Origin of the sequence: Pseudomonas cuatrocienegasensis, from assembly GCF_900110925.1 — a bacterium.
Lineage (GTDB): Bacteria > Pseudomonadota > Gammaproteobacteria > Pseudomonadales > Pseudomonadaceae > Aquipseudomonas > Aquipseudomonas cuatrocienegasensis.
The window spans coordinates 145,433-162,997 of sequence record NZ_FOFP01000001.1 but is presented as its reverse complement, the minus strand read 5'-3'; the positions used below and the strand labels follow the sequence as shown (position 1 = coordinate 162,997).

Annotated in this window: 16 protein-coding genes and 1 pseudogene; 6 read left to right on the top strand and 11 right to left on the bottom strand. The window is 63.5% G+C overall.

All coding sequences use genetic code 11. The annotated features are described in order from the left end of the window. The first annotated feature begins 63 nt into the window (after nucleotides 1-63). The 5 genes from zapE to BMW49_RS00810 all read left to right on the top strand — a co-directional run bounded on the left by zapE (nucleotide 64) and on the right by BMW49_RS00810 (nucleotide 5,087). Nucleotides 64-1,188 carry a cell division protein ZapE gene (gene zapE, locus BMW49_RS00830; RefSeq protein WP_069517004.1) on the top strand — a complete coding sequence of 375 codons (1,125 nt, stop codon included), beginning with the start codon at nucleotides 64-66 and terminating at the stop codon, nucleotides 1,186-1,188. A 340-nt stretch (nucleotides 1,189-1,528) separates the two neighbouring features. Beyond that, nucleotides 1,529-1,798: a hypothetical protein gene (locus tag BMW49_RS00825; protein WP_069517005.1), complete on the top strand. Its 270-nt coding sequence runs from the start codon at nucleotides 1,529-1,531 to the stop codon at nucleotides 1,796-1,798. A gap of 295 nt (nucleotides 1,799-2,093) precedes the next feature. Next, nucleotides 2,094-2,423, top strand: coding sequence for a DUF3509 domain-containing protein (locus BMW49_RS00820; RefSeq protein ID WP_069517006.1), 330 nt, complete (start codon nucleotides 2,094-2,096; stop codon nucleotides 2,421-2,423). Nucleotides 2,424-2,638: 215 nt separating this feature from the next. Continuing rightward, entirely contained in the window at nucleotides 2,639-4,111 is a 1,473-nt protein-coding gene (locus tag BMW49_RS00815) for an iron-containing redox enzyme family protein (RefSeq protein ID WP_069517007.1), read from the top strand. A gap of 7 nt (nucleotides 4,112-4,118) precedes the next feature. Beyond that, nucleotides 4,119-5,087 (top strand): methyltransferase, encoded by a 969-nt coding sequence (locus tag BMW49_RS00810; RefSeq protein ID WP_069517008.1) that lies wholly within the window; start codon nucleotides 4,119-4,121, stop codon nucleotides 5,085-5,087. A 523-nt stretch (nucleotides 5,088-5,610) separates the two neighbouring features. On the opposite strand, the gene BMW49_RS00805 is transcribed toward BMW49_RS00810, so the two are convergent. Then, nucleotides 5,611-9,078, bottom strand: a complete 3,468-nt coding sequence (locus BMW49_RS00805; protein ID WP_069517009.1) for an indolepyruvate ferredoxin oxidoreductase family protein — start codon at nucleotides 9,076-9,078, stop codon at nucleotides 5,611-5,613. A gap of 199 nt (nucleotides 9,079-9,277) precedes the next feature. On the opposite strand from BMW49_RS00805, the gene BMW49_RS00800 reads away from it, so the two are divergent. Then, nucleotides 9,278-9,745 carry an Lrp/AsnC family transcriptional regulator gene (locus tag BMW49_RS00800; RefSeq protein WP_069517010.1) on the top strand — a complete coding sequence of 156 codons (468 nt, stop codon included), beginning with the start codon at nucleotides 9,278-9,280 and terminating at the stop codon, nucleotides 9,743-9,745. 30 nt (nucleotides 9,746-9,775) lie between these two features. Here BMW49_RS00800 and phnP read toward each other — a convergent pair whose 3' ends face one another. The 10 genes and pseudogenes from phnP to BMW49_RS00750 all read right to left on the bottom strand — a co-directional run bounded on the left by phnP (nucleotide 9,776) and on the right by BMW49_RS00750 (nucleotide 17,534). Further along, nucleotides 9,776-10,525 (bottom strand): phosphonate metabolism protein PhnP, encoded by a 750-nt coding sequence (gene phnP, locus BMW49_RS00795; protein WP_069517011.1) that lies wholly within the window; start codon nucleotides 10,523-10,525, stop codon nucleotides 9,776-9,778. Further along, nucleotides 10,516-11,163 carry a phosphonate metabolism protein/1,5-bisphosphokinase (PRPP-forming) PhnN gene (gene phnN / locus BMW49_RS00790; protein WP_069517012.1) on the bottom strand — a complete coding sequence of 216 codons (648 nt, stop codon included), beginning with the start codon at nucleotides 11,161-11,163 and terminating at the stop codon, nucleotides 10,516-10,518. The genes phnP and phnN overlap by 10 nt, the downstream gene beginning before the upstream one ends. Beyond that, nucleotides 11,163-12,308, bottom strand: coding sequence for an alpha-D-ribose 1-methylphosphonate 5-triphosphate diphosphatase (locus BMW49_RS00785; protein WP_069517013.1), 1,146 nt, complete (start codon nucleotides 12,306-12,308; stop codon nucleotides 11,163-11,165). Before BMW49_RS00785 ends, phnN begins: the two co-directional genes overlap by 1 nt. Further along, entirely contained in the window at nucleotides 12,298-13,023 is a 726-nt protein-coding gene (gene phnL / locus BMW49_RS00780; RefSeq protein WP_069517014.1) for a phosphonate C-P lyase system protein PhnL, read from the bottom strand. Before phnL ends, BMW49_RS00785 begins: the two co-directional genes overlap by 11 nt. Before the next feature lie 131 nt (nucleotides 13,024-13,154). Continuing rightward, nucleotides 13,155-13,964 (bottom strand): phosphonate C-P lyase system protein PhnK, encoded by an 810-nt coding sequence (phnK, locus tag BMW49_RS00775; protein ID WP_069517015.1) that lies wholly within the window; start codon nucleotides 13,962-13,964, stop codon nucleotides 13,155-13,157. Continuing rightward, on the bottom strand, nucleotides 13,961-14,839 hold the full coding sequence (locus tag BMW49_RS00770) for an alpha-D-ribose 1-methylphosphonate 5-phosphate C-P-lyase PhnJ (RefSeq protein WP_069517016.1): 879 nt from the start codon (nucleotides 14,837-14,839) through the stop codon (nucleotides 13,961-13,963). Before BMW49_RS00770 ends, phnK begins: the two co-directional genes overlap by 4 nt. Further along, nucleotides 14,836-15,927, bottom strand: a complete 1,092-nt coding sequence (locus tag BMW49_RS00765; RefSeq protein WP_069517017.1) for a carbon-phosphorus lyase complex subunit — start codon at nucleotides 15,925-15,927, stop codon at nucleotides 14,836-14,838. The genes BMW49_RS00770 and BMW49_RS00765 overlap by 4 nt, the downstream gene beginning before the upstream one ends. After that, nucleotides 15,927-16,538: a phosphonate C-P lyase system protein PhnH gene (phnH, locus tag BMW49_RS00760; RefSeq protein ID WP_069517018.1), complete on the bottom strand. Its 612-nt coding sequence runs from the start codon at nucleotides 16,536-16,538 to the stop codon at nucleotides 15,927-15,929. Before phnH ends, BMW49_RS00765 begins: the two co-directional genes overlap by 1 nt. Next, entirely contained in the window at nucleotides 16,538-17,014 is a 477-nt protein-coding gene (gene phnG / locus BMW49_RS00755) for a phosphonate C-P lyase system protein PhnG (protein WP_069517019.1), read from the bottom strand. The genes phnH and phnG overlap by 1 nt, the downstream gene beginning before the upstream one ends. Nucleotides 17,015-17,027: 13 nt before the next feature. Continuing rightward, a pseudogene (locus BMW49_RS00750) lies at nucleotides 17,028-17,534 on the bottom strand (UTRA domain-containing protein). Between the last annotated feature and the right edge of the window lie 31 nt (nucleotides 17,535-17,565).

Here is a 17,565-nt window from a genome sequence, read left to right as displayed (position 1 = left end):
ACCGGTGATCGAAGGCGGGGGCCATGGTTAAATACCCATCCGTTTTTTCGAGCAGCGTCCGCGATGCCCTCTCCGCTAGCCCGCTATAACCACGCCCTTGAGCATCTGGGCTTCCATCCCGACGAGGCACAACGCCAGGCTGTCATGGCCCTGGAGGCCTGCCACGCCGCGCTGCACGCCAGCCCGACAAGCACACCACTCGGTGTCTATCTCTGGGGGCCGGTGGGGCGAGGCAAGACCTGGCTGATGGATCAGTTCCAGCAATGCCTCGAGGTGCCGTCGCGGCGTCAGCACTTCCACCATTTCATGCAGTGGGTGCATCGCCGCCTGTTCGAGCTCAGTGGCACTGCCGCACCTTTGCAGGCGCTGGCGGCGGGGCTGGCGGATGAAGTGCGAGTGCTGTGTTTCGATGAGCTGTTCGTCAACGACATCGGCGACGCAATCATTCTCGGTGGCCTGTTTCAGGCCCTGTTCAGCCACAACGTAGTGTTGGTCGCCACCTCCAACCAGCCGCCTGATCAGCTCTACGCCGACGGTTTCAACCGCGAGCGTTTCCTGCCGGCGATTGATGCACTCAATACGCACATGCAGGTGGTCGCGGTTGCCGGTGAGCAGGACCATCGCCAGCATCCAGGCCAAGCCCATACCCGCTACTGGGTCCGCGCGGCAGGACAACCGAGCATCATGGGCGAGCAGTTCCAACAGCTAACGGAGGCTCAGGCCAGCAGCAGCGCGGCCCTGCAGCTGGAGCATCGCAGCATTGCCGTGGTACGACACAGCGCCAAGGTGCTCTGGTGCCGCTTCGCCGACCTGTGCCTGCAGCCGCTGGCTGCCACGGACTACATCGCCCTCTGTGATCGATTCCAGGCGCTGCTGCTCAGCGACGTGCCGCAGCTTGGCAGCCCAACGCGACCGAGCCGCATCGCTCGCGGTACCGAAGATGGCGTGGAGCGGGTCGCCGCCGGTGATCGCGCCCTGCCTGCTTTGTCAGTACACGACGACGCCGTACGGCGCTTTATCGCCCTGGTCGACGAATGCTACGACCGTCGTGTACCGCTGTACCTGGAGGCTGACGTCGACCTGACAGCGCTTTACACCGAGGGCGCCTTGACCTTCGCCTTTCGCCGCACCCTCAGCCGTCTGCAGGAGATGCAGCTGGAGCGGTTCTGCGCAGTCCTGCCGTCCTGACTGCCACCACTCGTCCGACCCGCCCCGATATTCCGGGACCCATTGCACGCAGCGAGAGTCAACTGCTTGGTACAACGCCGGGCATGTACCACGGATGCAAATCGACGTTGGCAATAACGCGGATGAAATAGACTCAAACGAGCGTTTATGGAAAGAGTGGGCGGGGCCAGAGCGCGGTGATATCATTTTGCCCAGATCGCAACATCCCCTACCCTCACGAATGGATTCGTCTATGGTCAATAAACTTATCGTGCTCGCCTCGACTGCTGTAGTGACGCTCTACGTCACTACTTGGATCGCCGCTCCTCTTCCCTATTGACGCCCGGCAAGGACGCCTGAAATGACTGCAAAAGAACAACAACTGACCGAACTCCTGACCCTCAGCGCCCGTAGCGTCACTCACCTGACTGCCGCCATGACCGCACTGTCGTTCGACCTGCTGCGCAGCAATGATCCAGGTGTACGTGGCGCAGGAAACCGCATGATTGTGCGGCTCGAAGCAGTCAGCAAAGAGCTCGATCAGCAATGGAAACTGATCAGCGAACTGACTGGCGTCTCCGAGCCATTGCGCCCCGACATGGTCGAAGTGGTCCAATTGCAAAGCCTGTAGCCCTTCCCCTTCTTGCAACGGCGCTTGCTGCGCCGGGCCTGGCCATGTGATGGCCGGGCCAATGCCTTCCTGCCCCACAGTCAGTGCAACCGGTGAGCCGTTCCTGCGAACGCCTTCACTCACTATTGCCAGCCTGCGATGACCTTGCATTCTGCACGGCCCTCTCACCAGGCATCGTGCAGAATGCTACTGCCAGAGCCACCAATAAAACTCTAAGCACTTGAAATATATAGGCTTATAGAACTGGCACGCGACATGCTCCAGGGAAAGCAGTTTTCCACCCTGGAGCCTCGACATGAAAATCGGATTGGACCTTCTCTACACCGCCTTCCCCGAACACACCGTCAGCGTGACCCCACGCCCGGATGGCAACCTGCTGCTGACCCTGAGCAAGGACGACGTCTCGCAGTATTCGCGCGCGGTCAACGTGGATGCGATGTTCGCCAAACCGGCCGCTGAAAAGCTCATCAAGCAGTTGCGCCGCGATATGAAACTCGAAGAGCAAGGCGGCGCCTGGAGCAGCCAGGATGCACCCTGGCTGTGTGCCGAACTGCCGACTTATCTGGGTGGACCGATTCACTTCCGCGCCATGCAAACCCTGGTAGCGCGCCGCAAGATCAACTGAGACGACTGCCGGTTCACCTCCGCGCCCCGAGGCCGCCTGGTGAACCGGCATTGGCTTGCCAGCTGGCAGTGCCACTGATCGCAAACCCTGAATCTTTGCCCGGCGGCCAGGCTCCCACCTGAACAGGCCGCACCTTTCAAGACGGGAATACCCGCTGCGTTTTGCCCCGAGGCGAGACGCCTTCCACCCCCCTTTACTGCCTGCAGGATCGGACCATGACAACCTTTACCGCGATTGCCAGTGAATCCAGCGCAGCCACATCTTTTACCGATGCCCAGACGCCCCCAGGCCAGGCGCGGCAGGTGTATGAGGCATTGCTGCAGCGCCCCGATGCCGCTGCAAGCCGTGACCTGGCCAACGCGCTGCTTGAGCAGCAACTGGCTATCGCTGCCGATCAGCAGGACGATCTGCCGGAGCAGCCACAGGCATTGGCCGAGTGGATCAACGCCGGCGTGGCCCGCAACGTGGAGGCCTATCAGGCTTACCTGGAGGGGCGCAAAACAGGCGCACCCCGCCGCTATTTCAGCGGCCGCGCTCAGGCACTACATTTCATCCGCAGCGTTGCGCCAACCAAATGCGTCGATGGCGCCTGGCTGTATGGCCTGTTGCCGCATTACCGCGACGTACGTTTCCACGGTTTGATTCGTACCTACCTTGAGGAGCTGGGCGATGGCGACCCGGCCCTCAACCACGTGGTGCTGTACCAGAAATTGCTGGCCCGCTATGGCTGCGATGACCCGCTTGCCCTCAGCGACGAGCACTACCTGCAAGGCGCCCTGCAACTCAGCCTGGGTTATACCGCCGAGCAGCACCTGCCCGAGCTGATCGGCTACAACCTTGGTTATGAGCAATTGCCGCTGCACCTGATGATCAGTGCCTTCGAGCTCAATGAATTGGGAATCGACCCCTACTATTTCCAGTTGCACGTGACCATCGACAACGCCAGTACCGGCCACGCGCACAAGGCCATGCAGGCGGTGTTGCAGAACCTGCCGGTGGTCGGCGATGCCGAGGCGTTCTACCGCCGAGTTCGCCGTGGCTATCGCCTCAACGACCAGGGCATTGGCAGCACCGAGGTGATCAAGCGTTTTGACCTGCACAGTGAGTTGCTGGGTATTCTCGAACGCAAGCGCCAGGCCGCAGGCCAGGTGCACTCGGACTATTGCCGGATCGAGGGGCGTACGGTCAATGAGTGGCTGAGCGTGCCCGGCCAGCTCGATGACTTTCTCCAGGCCTTGGAAAAGCGCGGCTGGATTCAGCGCCACCGCGACCCGCAACACAGCCGCTTCTGGCAACTGGTGCAGGGTGAACAGGCGGCGATGTTTGGCGTGTTCAGCCCCTACGAGTTGCAAGTGCTGCACGACTGGATCGCCGGCGGCTGGCAGGCACACAGCCAACCCGACCTGCAACTGGTCGGCCGCTCGCCGGCACGGGCGATCTTCCGCTCGCACTTCCGCCAGCCGCCGGCGGCCACACCGATCAGCGTGGTCGTCAACGGCATGTCAGACACAGGGGTGCCGCCCAATGACTTCAATGACGAGTGTCAGGCGTTGCAGAGCGAACTCGACCGCCTGCCTGTAGACCTGCGGGCGCAGCGGCTGATCGACCTGATGGCACCGGCCCATCACGCCACGCCAGCAGGACTCTATGCCACCCGCCAGTTCAGCGCCCTGCTGCAACAACCCTGAGGTCCGCATGCCCGTTTCCCCTGCGCCCGTTACGCTCACCGCCGAAAACGCCGATGCCCTGCTTGCCCTGGGCCAGGCCCTGGAGGAACGGCATTACCAGTTCGTCACCGTGACGCCCCTGACCCATGAGCGGCTGCTGGCACGCTGGGGCGCTGCCCCGGCCGAGAACCTGGCCGATATCTTTGGCTGGAGCCGCGCCTTTGCCCGCGACACCCTGGACCCGGCCCTGTTCGAGCTGATGCAGCGCGCCGATGTGCTGCAGGCCGAGGGCCCGCTGTGGCGCAGCCGTGTACGTTGGTCGAGCCTGGATGATCGCCTGCTGGTGCATTCGGGCTTTCCCACCGACAGCCAGTCGGCGGTGTTCTTCGGCCCGGACAGCTACCGCTTCGTGCAGGCCATCGACGCCCACCTGAAAACCGATAGCCGTCCCACATTGCGGGTCGCCGACATTGGCTGTGGCGCCGGACCCGGTGCCATGCGCGTGGCCCAGGCAAGGCCCGAAGCCGAGGTCCATGCCCTGGACATCAACCCGCTGGCCCTGGCTTATACAGCGGTCAATGCGCGGCTGGCCGGCGCCGAGCAGCTACAGATCCAGCACAGTGACCTGCTGCAGGCGGTAGACGGCGAGTTCGACCTGATCATCGCCAACCCGCCCTACCTGCTCGACCCCGAGGAGCGCGCCTACCGCCATGGCGGTGGCGAGCTGGGCAGCGGACTGGCCCAGGCGATCATCGCCACGGCGCTGGAGCGGCTGGCCCCGGACGGCAGCTTGCTGCTCTACACCGGCGTGGCCATGCTGGCCACAGGCGACCCCTTCAAACAGACCTTCGCCCGCTTGTTGGAAGATCAGCCATTCACTTGGCACTACCGCGAAGTGGACCCGGACGTGTTCGGCGAAGAGCTGCTGCAACCGGCCTATGCCGACGCGCAGCGCATCGCCGCCGTGGTCCTGACCCTCAGCCGCCTGCCCGCTTAAATCAGGCTCTTCGCATTTCTGCAGGGATGCTGTTCTTGACACTGGACTGGCAAGTTTGTGTGCGTTGTTGGTGACGTAGCTCTATCCATTAACGTGTCGTCTGCACGATCGCGATTCAAAGGCAAAAGCAAAAAGCCAGACGCCGCCGTGCGCGGGCCTGTGAAAATCTTGCAAGCTCGCGCCCCGGTCCCGTCAGGAGGCCGAGCGCAGGTGCTGCGTAGGGGGACGAGCCGCATGGATGCGGCGAGAGGCGTAATGGGCCAGGGATGGCCCATGTACGCCGGCCCCCGGAGCAGCACCGGAGCGAGGGAAGTTTCGCGCAGCGAAACCCGGATGTCGGGGTGCCCTTCTTTGGCACACCTTTCTTGGGCAAGCAAGAAAGGTGTGGCGCCCGTGAGGGGCGCAACCCAAACGTTCAGCACACGCAGTAATGGGCCATGCCAAGTCATTTGCCTAACTGCACACAAACTTGCCAGTCCGGTGTCAACCGGCACTTTCCCCAAGTTACGCGAAGAACCTTAAATCAGGCCGCCGGCTCGAACAGCTGCACGGCCTGAATTTCCCGAGCCAACATGCGTGCCTTAAGCTGGCTGCTCTGCTCACGCACCTTGGTCAGGCTGCCTTCCTTGACGTGGCCATAGCCGCGAATCTGCTCTGGCAGTTCGGCCAACGCCACTGCCGTGCGGTAGTTGTCGGCGTTGAGCTCCTTGAGCAGGTATTCAAGATCCTGCTCATAGTCGTCGATCAGCTGCAACTCCAGCTTGCGCTCGGCGCTGTAGGCAAACAGATCCAGCGCGGTGCCGCGGAGAAACCTGAATTTGGCCAGCACGCCAAACGCCTTGAGCATCCAGGGACCGAATTGGCGCTTGCGCGGCTCGCCGCTGCTGGCGTCCAGCTTGCTTAGCCAGGACGGCGCCAGGTGGAACTCCAGGCTGTAGTCACCCTCGAACTGCGCCTCCAGCTGACGGATAAAGCTGCCGTCGCTGTACAGCCGCGCCACTTCGTACTCGTCCTTGTAGGCCAGCAGTTTGAAGTAGTAGCGCGCCACAGCCTTGCTCAACGCCTGGTCAGCGCTCTTGTCGACCTGCTGCAGCCGCGCCACCTGCTCACGATAACGCGCAGCGTAAGCAGCGTTCTGGTAGGCGGTCAGACGCACCACGCGGTCGGCGATGATTTCTTCCAGGGTCTGGCAATGCGGCGCTTCGATCACTTCTGGCTTGGCCAGACGTTCCACGGCGACCGCATCATGGGCAGCACGGCGGCCCCAGAGAAATGCCTGCTGATTGAGCTGTACGGACACGCCGTTGAGCTCGATGGCCTTGTCGATGGCTTCGGCGGACACCGGTACCAGGCCCTTCTGATAAGCGAAACCGAGCATAAACAGGTTGGTGGCGATGCTGTCGCCGAGCAGGCGCGTGGCCAGGCGGCTGGCATCGACAAAGTGGGTTTTGCTTGCGCCCACCGCCTCGATCAGCGCTTCGCGCATGGCCGCCCCCGGCACCTGGGCATCCGGGTTGCGGGTGAATTCGGCGGTAGCCGCTTCATGGCTGTTGACCACCGCGTGGGCGATCTTGTCATTCAGTTTGGCCAGGGCCTCTTCGCTGGCCGAGACCACCAGATCGCAGCCGAGCAGCAGGTCGGTTTCCCCGGCGGCGATGCGTACAGCGAAGATATCATCCTGCTTGGCAGCGATGCGGATATGGGTGATCACCGGGCCAAACTTCTGCGCCAACCCGGCTTGGTCGAGCACCGTGCAACCCTTGCCTTCGCTGTGCGCAGCCATGCCGAGCAAGGCGCCAACCGTGGTGACGCCGCTGCCGCCGACACCCGGCAGAAGGATATTCCAGGGACGCTCCAGCGCCGGTTGTTTGGGTTCTGGAAGGGCGATAAATAGCGCGCCCAGGCCGACGGCAGCAGGTTTGCGCAGGCTGCCGCCGTGCACGGTGACAAAGCTTGGGCAAAAGCCCTCGACGCAGCTGAAGTCCTTGTTGCAAGCATTCTGGTCGATCTCGCGCTTGCGCCCCAGTTCGGTTTCCAGCGGCAGCACCGACAGGCAGTTGGACTTGACGCTGCAATCACCACAGCCCTCGCACACCGCCGGGTTGATAAAGGCACGCTTCTGCGGATCAACCAGCTTGCCGCGCTTGCGCCGACGGCGTTTCTCGGTGGCGCAGGTCTGGTCATAGATGATCACCGAGCAGCCCTGGAACTCGCGCAGCTCGCGTTGCACGGCATCCAGATCACGGCGATGGTGGAAGCTGACGATAGGCGCGAAGGTGGCGCGGCTTGGGTATTTCTCCGGCTCGTCGGTGACCAGGGCAATGCGTTTCACCCCCTCGGCATACACCTGTTGGCTCAGTTGATCGACGCGCAGTTCGCCATCGATGGGCTGGCCGCCAGTCATGGCCACGGCGTCGTTGTAGAGAATCTTGTAGGTGATATTCACCCCGGCGGCCACAGCGGCGCGTAGGGCCAGCTGGCCGGAGTGGAAGTAGGTGCCGTCGCCGAGGTTCTGGAAGATATGCGGGGTGTCGGTAAACGGCGCCTGACCGATCCAGGTCGCGCCCTCGCCGCCCATCTGGGTAAAGGTGTCGGTGTTGCGGTCCATCCACTGGGTCATGTAGTGGCAACCAATACCGCCCTGGGCGCGGCTGCCTTCCGGCAGTTTGGTCGAGGTGTTGTGCGGGCAGCCGGAGCAGAAATGCGGGGTGCGGGTGGTGTGATGCTTGGGCGCAGCCAGGGACGCTTCCTTGGCCGCCAGAAAAGCCAGGCGCTCGGTAATCTGCGGGCTGCTGTAGATCGGTGCGAGGCGTTTGGCGATGGCGCGGGCGATCATCGCCGGGGTCAGCTCGGAGAGGTTTGGCAGCAGCGAATGGCCGGCCTCGTCGAACTCGCCGACCACCACCGGGCGCTTGCCCACGGGCCAGTTGTACAGCTGACCGGTGAGCTGGTCTTCGATGATGCTGCGCTTTTCCTCGACCACCAGAATCTCGTCCAGACCCTCGGCGAATTCATGCACCGACACCGGTTCCAGCGGCCAGCTCATGCCGACCTTGAGCACGCGTAGGCCCACCTGGGCGCACAGCGCTTCGTCCAGGCCGAGGTCATCCAGGGCCTGACGCACGTCGAGGTAGGACTTGCCGGTAGTGATAATGCCCAAGCGCGGGTTGGGCGAATCGAGCTTGATCTGGTTGAGGTTGTTGGCCCGGGCAAAGGCGCGGGCGGCGTAGATCTTGTAGGTGTTGAGACGTTTCTCCTGGGCCAGGGGCGGGTCCGGCCAGCGGATATACACGCCGTCTTCCGGTAGCTGGAAGTCCTCGGGGATCTTCACCTGGATACGCAGCGGGTCGACATCCACCACGGCGGAGGAGTCGACGTTTTCGGCGATGGTTTTCAGCGCCACCCAGCAACCGCTGTAGCGTGACAGCGCCCAGCCGATGATGCCGTAATCGAGAATTTCCTGAACGTTGGCCGGGTTGAGCACCGGGATCGAGGCAGCGATAAACGCATGTTCGCTCTGGTTGGCGATGCTCGAGGATTTGCAGCCATGGTCATCACCGGCCAGCAGCAGTACGCCACCATGCTCGGACACGCCGGCCGAGTTGCCATGCTTGAACACATCGCCACAGCGGTCCACACCCGGGCCCTTGCCGTACCACATGGCAAACACGCCGTCGTAGCGCGCCCCGGGGAACAGGCTGGTCTGCTGGCTGCCCCACACCGAGGTGGCGGCCAACTCTTCGTTGACCCCGGGCTGGAAGTGGATGTGGTTGTCTTTGAGGTACTGCTTGGCGTCCCACAGGCTCTTGTCGAGGTTGCCCAGCGGCGAGCCCCGATAGCCGGAAATAAAGCACGCGGTATTCAAGCCATGGGCAGCGTCGCGTTGCTTCTGCAGCATGGGCAGACGGGTCAGCGCCTGGGTGCCGGTCAGGTAGAGGTGACCGGTAGCAAGGCGGTATTTGTCATCCAGGCGGATCTCGGCCAGAGACATTCTTCGCTCCTTTTATTCTTATGGAGAGCAGGCCTAGCAACGGTAGGTGCCGGCCTTTTCCGCGTTTGGCAGGATCGCTGCACAACACGCCTGCCTAAGAATATGAACGGAGCGCGTGGGGAATTTCTTTCTATTTGCTGGACGTTTTGCAGATACAGCGCATGATTAATCCAACAAGAACAAAAATTCAGGAACAGTCATGCAAGAAAAACTCAGCCCCATCGACCGCAAGATTCTGCGCCTGCTGCAGCACAACGCTGACCTCTCCGCCGCCGAGATCGCCGAAAAGGTCGAACTGTCTCAATCGCCCTGCTGGCGGCGGATTCATCGCATGCAGGAAGACGGCATTATCGAGCGCAAGGTGGCCCTGCTCAGCCACAAGCAGCTGGGCTTCAGCATCACCGTGTTTGTCGATATCAAACTGTCGGCGCACGGGCGCAGCAACCTGGAAGAATTCGAGCAGGCGGTGGTCGGTTATCCCGAGGTGCTGGAGTGCTTCACCATGGCCGGCGGCTCGGATTACCTGCTCAAAGTAGTGGCCAAGGACATCGCCAGCTACGAACGCTTTCTGCGCGACCACCTGCTGCAACGCCCCCATGTACACGAAGCGCACTCGCATATCGCCATGAGCGAGGTGAAACGCACCACTGAGTTGCCGCTGGATTGAAAATGGCTTGAACATTGTGGGAGGGGCCGTTCATAGCACTCGCCCATCAAAGGCCAGGCTAACCCCCGCTGGCAAAGCTCCGGGGTTATCCAGCAACCAGGTATCGAAGCTATGGCCGATATGGGTCAGCACGGTTTCTCTGGGCTGCAGTTGCAGGGCCACTTCCAGCGCGCGAGTCAGGTCGTTGTGGTTGCGCGGGGCGATGGCCTGCGGCGCGGTGGAACAGTCCAGCACCAGCAGGTCCAACGGTTGCTTACGCAGTACCGCGGCGCTGGCATCAGGGACGCCGAGGGTATCGGTCAGGTAGGCGATACGCCGACCTTCACCTTCAATGAGGTAGCCAAAGGTCAGTTTGGAGTGATTAAGCGGCAGCGCCGTAACGCTTAACTCACCCAGTTGCCGCCGCTCGAAGGGCGCAAACGGCTGACTGAAATCGAGAATACCGGGGTGCTTGTACAGGTCAGCCAGGCCTTCCGGATCATCCGGGCCGTGTACCGGAATACTCAGCCCCTGGCCCCAGCGCAGGTGCAGCAAACCCTGGGCATGATCGGCGTGGTAATGGGTCTGCAGAATGCCACTCAGGCTATGGGGTGGGAAGCGCTCGCCCAGATCGGTCAGGCCCGAGTCAATCAGCCAGCGCTGCGCGCCGCATTCGATCAGCGCGCAGCACGGTCCGCGACGCCGTGCGGGATACACCCGCGCGCTGGCGCAGGCCGGGCAACTGCAGTTATAGACCGGCACCTGGCGCGCATCGCCGGTGCCGAGCAGGGTCAGGCGCATACCCGCGCATCGCTGATCAGCTGCAGCAGGCGGCTGACGGTGTGCGGCAGGGGGCCGGAGTTGTCGAGGACTGTCAGGAACTCCCCTGTGGGAGGGGCTTTAGCCGCGACAGTCGCCGCTGCGACTGCAGGGATGCAGGAGGTAGAGCGAAGCAGGATGCCCGAGCCGAAAGCGCCTCCCACAGGGGTAAAGCTGCGGCTACGCGCCAGGCGCTGCTCGATCTGCTCCGGCGTCTCGCGGCCGCGAGCCTGCAGACGCTGGCGCAGTACCGCTTCGTCGACCTGCAGAAGAATCGCCAGCAGATCCGGATAGCGCTGACGAGCCGCCTCTAGATGCCCGCGCGAGCCATTGAGCAGCACGTCCTGCCCGGCCGCCAACCAGTCGTCGATCTGCCGGGGAATGCCATAGGCCAGGCCATTGGCGCGCCAGCTCAGGGCAAAGGCACCGGCGGCTTCCTGCTGGTCGAACTCGGCCGGTGCAACACCGATGGCATCCTCGCCTATCGCTTCGGCCGAGCGGGTAATCACCCGACGGACGATCACACAACCGCGCTCGGCCAAACGCTCACGCGCGGCCTGCAACAGGCTGTCCTTGCCCGAACCCGAAGGCCCCATCAGATAGATCAAGCGGCCACTCATCAGAACACCCTTTTCGCTTGTCGCCAGACCTGCTGGATCACCGCCTGGCCTGCGTGCACCTGCGCCTGCACCAGGTCGGCACGCAGGCCAACACGGATTTCGCCGCGATCATCCAGCCCTGCGGCTTTGGCCGGCACGCGGCTGACGCTGGCAATCGCCCGCGGCAGATCATAGCCGTTATCCTGCCCGGCCAGCAGCAAAGCGGCCTGCAACAGGCTCGCCGGGTAATAGTCACTGGAGAGAATATCCAGCACGCCATGCCGGGCCAATTCGGCGGCGGCGATATTGCCCGAGTGCGAGCCGCCGCGGACGATATTCGGTGCGCCCATCAGCACCATCAGGCCCAGTTCATGGCTGGCCTTGGCCGCCTCCAGGGTGGTGGGAAACTCGGCGATGGCCATGCCAAAGCCGGCAGACTCCTGCACATGGGCCAGGGTCGCGTCATCGTGGCTGGCCACCGACAAACCACGGGCATGGCAGTCCTCGACAATCGCCCGACGATAGCGGTCGCTGAACTCGATGGAATTGGCCTGTTGCTCGCGCACAAAGGTGTCCATCTCCGCCTCACTGAGGTGGTATTTGCCTATGTAGTACTCGCGGTATTTGTCTTCCTTGGCGAACTGACGCTGGCCCGGCGAGTGGTCCATTACCGACACCAGCGCGACCTGCGGGTGATCCACCAGATCGCGAAATACCGCCAACGTATCCGGATGGCACAGCTCGCAACGCAGGTGCAGGCGGTGATCAGCGCGCAGATGCCCGGCCGCGGTGGCCTCGGCAATCGCTTCAAGCATCGCCGGCAGTTGCTGCATGCGTTTGCCGCGCGGGTTGACGTCGCCAATCGCCAGGGCATCGAACACCGTGGTGATACCGGCCGAGGCGATCTGCGCGTCATGGGTCAGCACCGCCGAGATAGGCGGCCAGTCCACTCCCGGCCGCGGGCTCATGTACTTTTCCAGGTTGTCGGTATGCAGCTCGACCAGGCCGGGCAACAGGTAGTCGCCCCCCAGGTTGTGCGCCTGGGGCAGGCTGCTGATGCCCTCTTGCACCTGGGTTATCAGGCCATCACGCAGCACCAGGGTGCCGACGAACTCCCACTCGGAGGTGACGATCCGCGCATTGGTGAGAATCTGTTCAGCCTGCATAGATGTACTCCGGTTGCGCCGCAGCGCTCAGGTCCTGGCTCATGTCCAGGTAACGGTCGGCCACCGCTTCACGGGCGGCGCGGTCGTGGAAGATGCCGATCAACGCGCTGCCGGCGGCCTTGGCTTCTGCAATCAACGCCAGCACCACTTGGCGGTTGGCGTCGTCCAGCGAAGCGGTGGGTTCGTCCAGCAACATCAACGGCCAGGCGACCATAAAGCCGCGGGCGATATTCACCCGTTGCTGCTCGCCGCCGGAGAAAGTGCCGGGGGCCAGTTGCCAGAGAGCCTGGGGAATATTCAGGCGATTGAGCAGGCTTTGCGCCCGCGCCTCGGCATCGGCGCGGCGAAGGCCGCGGGCCAGGGCTGGTTCCATCACCACATCCAGAGTGGAGACACGGGGGATCACCCGCAGAAACTGGCTGACATAGCCCAGGGTCTGCCGGCGTACCGCCAGCACCTGGCGCGGTTCGGCACCGACCAGCTCGACCCATTCGCCGTTATGCCGTACACGAATGCTGCCGCCGGCGGCCAGGTAGTTGCCATACAGGGTGCGCAGCAGGGTCGACTTGCCGGCACCGGACTGACCGTGCAGCACCAGACACTCGCCGGCGCGCACGCTGAAATTTAGCCCGCTCAGCACATTCAGCACCACGCCATGCTGCTGATGCAGGGTGAAGGTCTTGCTGAGGCCGGAGACCTCGATCAGGTTGTTCATATACACCTCGAGCGTTGTGCGCACGGATGTGATCCGGCGCGCGAGCCGTTTCGTAGGGTGGATGGCGCTTTATCCATCCACCGATGGCACACGCTGGTGGATGAAAACAGCGTCATCCACCCTACCCAGCGTCATGGCTGCAGGACGGACGACACCAGCAACTGCGAATAGGGATGCTGCGGGTCATCGAGAATCTGGTCGGTCAGGCCGGCCTCGACCACATGGGAGCGGCGCATCACCATCAGCCGATCCGCCAGCAGGCGCGCCACCGCCAGGTCGTGGGTGACGATCACCACTGCCAGATCCAGCTCGCGCACCAGGCCGCGCAGCAGGTCGAGCAGGCGCGCCTGCACCGACACATCGAGGCCGCCGGTGGGCTCGTCCATAAAGATCAGGCGTGGGCTGGAGACCAGGTTGCGGGCGATCTGCAGGCGCTGCTGCATGCCGCCGGAGAAGGTGCGCGGCAGGTCGTCGATGCGCAGCGGGTCAATCTCCACCTGTTGCAACCAGTCGATGCCGGCCGCGCGCAGTTCGCCGTAATGGCGCACACCCTGGGCCATCAGCCGCTCGCCGATATTCGCCCCGGCCGACACGCCCATGCGCAGGCCATCACGCGGGTTCTGCTCGACAAAGCCCCACTCGGTACGCAGCAGCGTGCGGCGCTGCGCCTCGCTGGCGCTGTACAGGTCGAGCCAGTTGCCTTCGCTGTCGCGATAACTGACTGAACCGCGATCCGGCGGGCAGCGCCCGGACAGCAGGCTGAGCAGGGTCGACTTGCCCGAACCAGACTCGCCGACGATGCCCAGCACCTCGCCCGGATACAGGTCGAATGACACCCCTTGGCAGCCCTTTTCCGGGCCATACAGGTGAGTCAGGTCACGCACGCTAAATAGCGGCTGAGCGGTTTCGCTGTGCAGGTGCAACTTCTCGGCAGCACTCATTGCGCGCCCTCCTCTTCAAGGTCACGGCGTTGCATGCAGTAGTCGGTGTCGGAGCAGACAAAACGCTTGGTCCCGGCGTCGTCGACGATCAGCTCGTCGAGGTAGGAATCCTGGCTGCCGCAGAAGGCGCAGCATTCGTCCCAGCGCTGGATCTCGAACGGGTGATCTTCGAAGTCCAGACTCACCACTCGGGTGAACGGCGGCACGGCATACAGGCGCTTCTCGCGGCCGGCGCCGAACAACATCAACGCCGGACTCATATGCAGCTTGGGGTTGTCGAATTTGGGGATCGGTGACGGGTCCATCACGTAGCGCGCATCCACCGTCACCGGGTAGGCGTAGCTGGTGGCGATATGGCCGAAGGTGGCGATGTCCTCGTACAGTTTCACGTGCATCACGCCGTAGTCTTCCAGCGCGTGCATGGTGCGGGTCTCGGTTTCCGAGGGTTCAATAAAGCGCAGCGGTTCGGGAATCGGCACCTGGTAGACCATGATCTGATCGCCATTGAGCGGCGTTTCCGGGATGCGGTGACGGGTCTGAATCACCGTCGCCTCGGGCGTGCGGGTGGTGGTTTTGACCCCGGCCGTACGGGCGAAGAAGCGGCGGATCGACACCGCGTTGGTGGTGTCATCCGCGCCCTGGTCGATCACCTTGAGCACATCCTCGGCACCGAGAATCGCCGCGGTCAGTTGCATGCCGCCGGTGCCCCAGCCATAGGGCAACGGCATCTCGCGGCCACCGAAGGGCACCTGGTAACCGGGAATCGCCACGGCCTTGAGCAGGCCACGGCGGATCATTCTTTTCGTCTGCTCATCGAGATAGGCGAAGTTATAGCCAACCTCAGTTGCATACTGCGTTTGGGCCTGGGCATTCATACGCGTTGCTCCTCGGCAGCCGGCTGCTCGCACGTCTGCTTGCGCAGTTTGCGGATCAACTCCAGCTCGGATTGGAAGTCGACGTAATGCGGCAATTTCAGGTGCGAGACGAAGCCCGCAGCCTCGACGTTGTCGCAGTGCATCAGCACGAACTCCTCCTGCTGCGCCGGGCCTTGCGCTTCCTCGGCGTATTCGGCGGCGCGCAGGGAGCGGTCGACCAGGGCCATGCCCATGGCTTTGCGCTCGGCATAGCCGAAGGCCAGGCCGTAGCCACGGGTGAACTGCGCATCAATGCCCTTGCCGCCGACGAACTGGTTGACCATCTCGCACTCGGTCACCTCGATATCGCCCAGCGGCACGGCGAAGCCGAGTTCTTCCGGCTCCAACCAGACCTCGACCTCGCCGATGCGAATCTCCCCGGCAAAGGGATGGTTGCGCCCGTAGCCGCGCTGGGTGGAGTAACCCAGGGCCAACAGGAAGCCTTCATCACCCCGGGCCAGGGCCTGCAGGCGCTGGGCGCGGCTGGCGGGGAAGTCCAGCGGCTCGCGGGTGATATCCGGCACAGCGGCGCCGTCATCGACCTCACGGGCCATCAGGCCTTCCTCGGCGAAAAAATCCAGCACCCGTGGGCATGGCGACAGTTCAGCTTGCGGATCAACTTGTGGGCCCGGCTGTTCACCCTCGGCCAGCAACGCGAAGTCCAGCAGACGGTGGCTGTAGTCGAAAGTCGGGCCGAGTAGCTGGCCGCCGGGCAGGTCCTTGAAGGTTGCCGAGATGCGCCGAGTCAGCTGCATTTGCGTGGTGTCAAGCGCGGCGCTGGCGCCGAAGCGCGGCAGCGTGGTGCGGTAGGCGCGCAGCAGGAAGATCGCCTCCATCAGGTCGCCGGCCGCCTGCTTGATCGCCAGGGCAGCCAACTGCGGGTCGTACAGCGAGCCTTCGCTCATCACCCGGGCCACGGCCAAGGGCATCTGCTCGCGCACCTGCTCGACGCTGAGTTCGGGAATCGACGTATCGCCACGGCGCTTCTTGGCCAGCAGCAAATGGGCATTGTCGATGGCGCGCTCGCCACCTTTGACGGCGACGTACATCAGGCAGCCTCCTCGGCATTCAGCAGCACCCGGGTGCTACGCGGCAGGCCGACCACCTGCTCGCCCGCTGCGAAGAAGGCATCCAGACCACGGGGAAAGGCACTACGCGCCTCGCGCTGCTGCCAGAACACCAGCGGCAGCGGCAGCTCGACGCAGCGCACATCCTTGATCCCCGGCCCGCGCCAGCGCAGAGCCGAGCCACCGCTGAGGGAGTCGAGCTGAATCAGCAAGGTGCAGGACTGGTCCGGGTAGCGTTCAGTGCCATTATCGAAGGTCGACAGGTCCGCCAGTTCGCGCTCATCAAGCAGGGCAAACAGCGCCTGCTCGCGCTCGGCGACAATCGGGCAGCCACAGTGGAACGCCAGGTTGGCGCGGATCGCCGGCGTATCGAAACGCGACGCCAGCCACAGCGGCGTATCACTGTCGAGAAACGCCAGGCACAGGGCGTAGGTCGCTGAATGCAGGTTTTCCAGGGCCAGTGCGCGGTTCAGCGGTTGCGCCACGCCCGGCTCGGCCAGGGCCTTGAGGGCGCTGCGGAAGCTGGTCTGGGCGTCCAGCACCGGATCGTTAAAGGCCGGTTGCAGCCATTGCGAGCTATTCGCCGCGTTCATCAGTCTTCTCCTCTGACCAGGGTGAAGAATTCCACCTGGGTGGTTGCGGTTTCCGCGGCCTTGGCCGCCTGCTGCGCCTGCTGTACGGCAGTCAGGGGCTCGATCAACCGGCTCAGCCAGTGCTGCTGCTCGGCGCCCTGCAAATGGGCGTCGGCCAGGGCCGCCAGTTCGGCGTGTTGTTTGTCGCGGCCAGCGACGTAGCTGTAGCCGGTGCGGCCGTCGGCCAGGCGCACCACGCAGCGGGTCACGCTCATCTCACCGAGGTTGAACGGGCTGCCGGTGCCGCCCATGCGCCCACGCACCAGGGTCATGCCGATTTCCGGGGCGCGAATCAGGCGGTATTCGGCTTCCTTCAAGGCCGATTCGTAAGCCGCCAGTTGGCCGCCGGCTCGGCCGAGTACGCCCATCCAGCGCTGACGGGTGGCGATCTGCGGGTCGCTGTGCTGCAGGTTGCTGTGCGGTCTATCGCGGTTCATCAACGAGCCTCCATCAAAGGGCGAGCTGGTACTGGAAGCGGTCGGCGCGGCTGGTCGATAGCGACAGCTGCAGCGGCCGTCCGGCCAGATCGCAGGAAAGGGGTCGCACGTAGGGTCTGTTGCCGTTTCATCGCGAGACGTGAATGAAACGGCAACAGACCCTAAGCAGCGGTGCGTGTTGGGGCATCAGCAAGCGCGCGGCCTCATCACGGCTGGGCAGGCGCGTGCCAATCAGGCTGAAAGCGCGGGTCAGCGGCAGGCCGAGCTGACTGAGGTAGTGGCGCAGCGAGCCGCCCTGGTAGTCGGCGAGCAGCTCGGCATGCTCGGTGCTGAAGGCGTGACGGATCAGGCTAACCGGCTGGCCCTCCATCAGGCGCAAGGTGTGGCGGTTGACCGCAAAGCGTGCAGCCAATTGCACCTCGCCCGGCAGGTAATCGCCTGGGCTCAGGTGCTGCAGTTCATCACGCAACACGGCGGCCAGTTCGCGGTACATCGGCTCGGGTTGTCTAGACAAGTGCATGGCTAAAAAGGGCATCCGTAGATGCCTTATC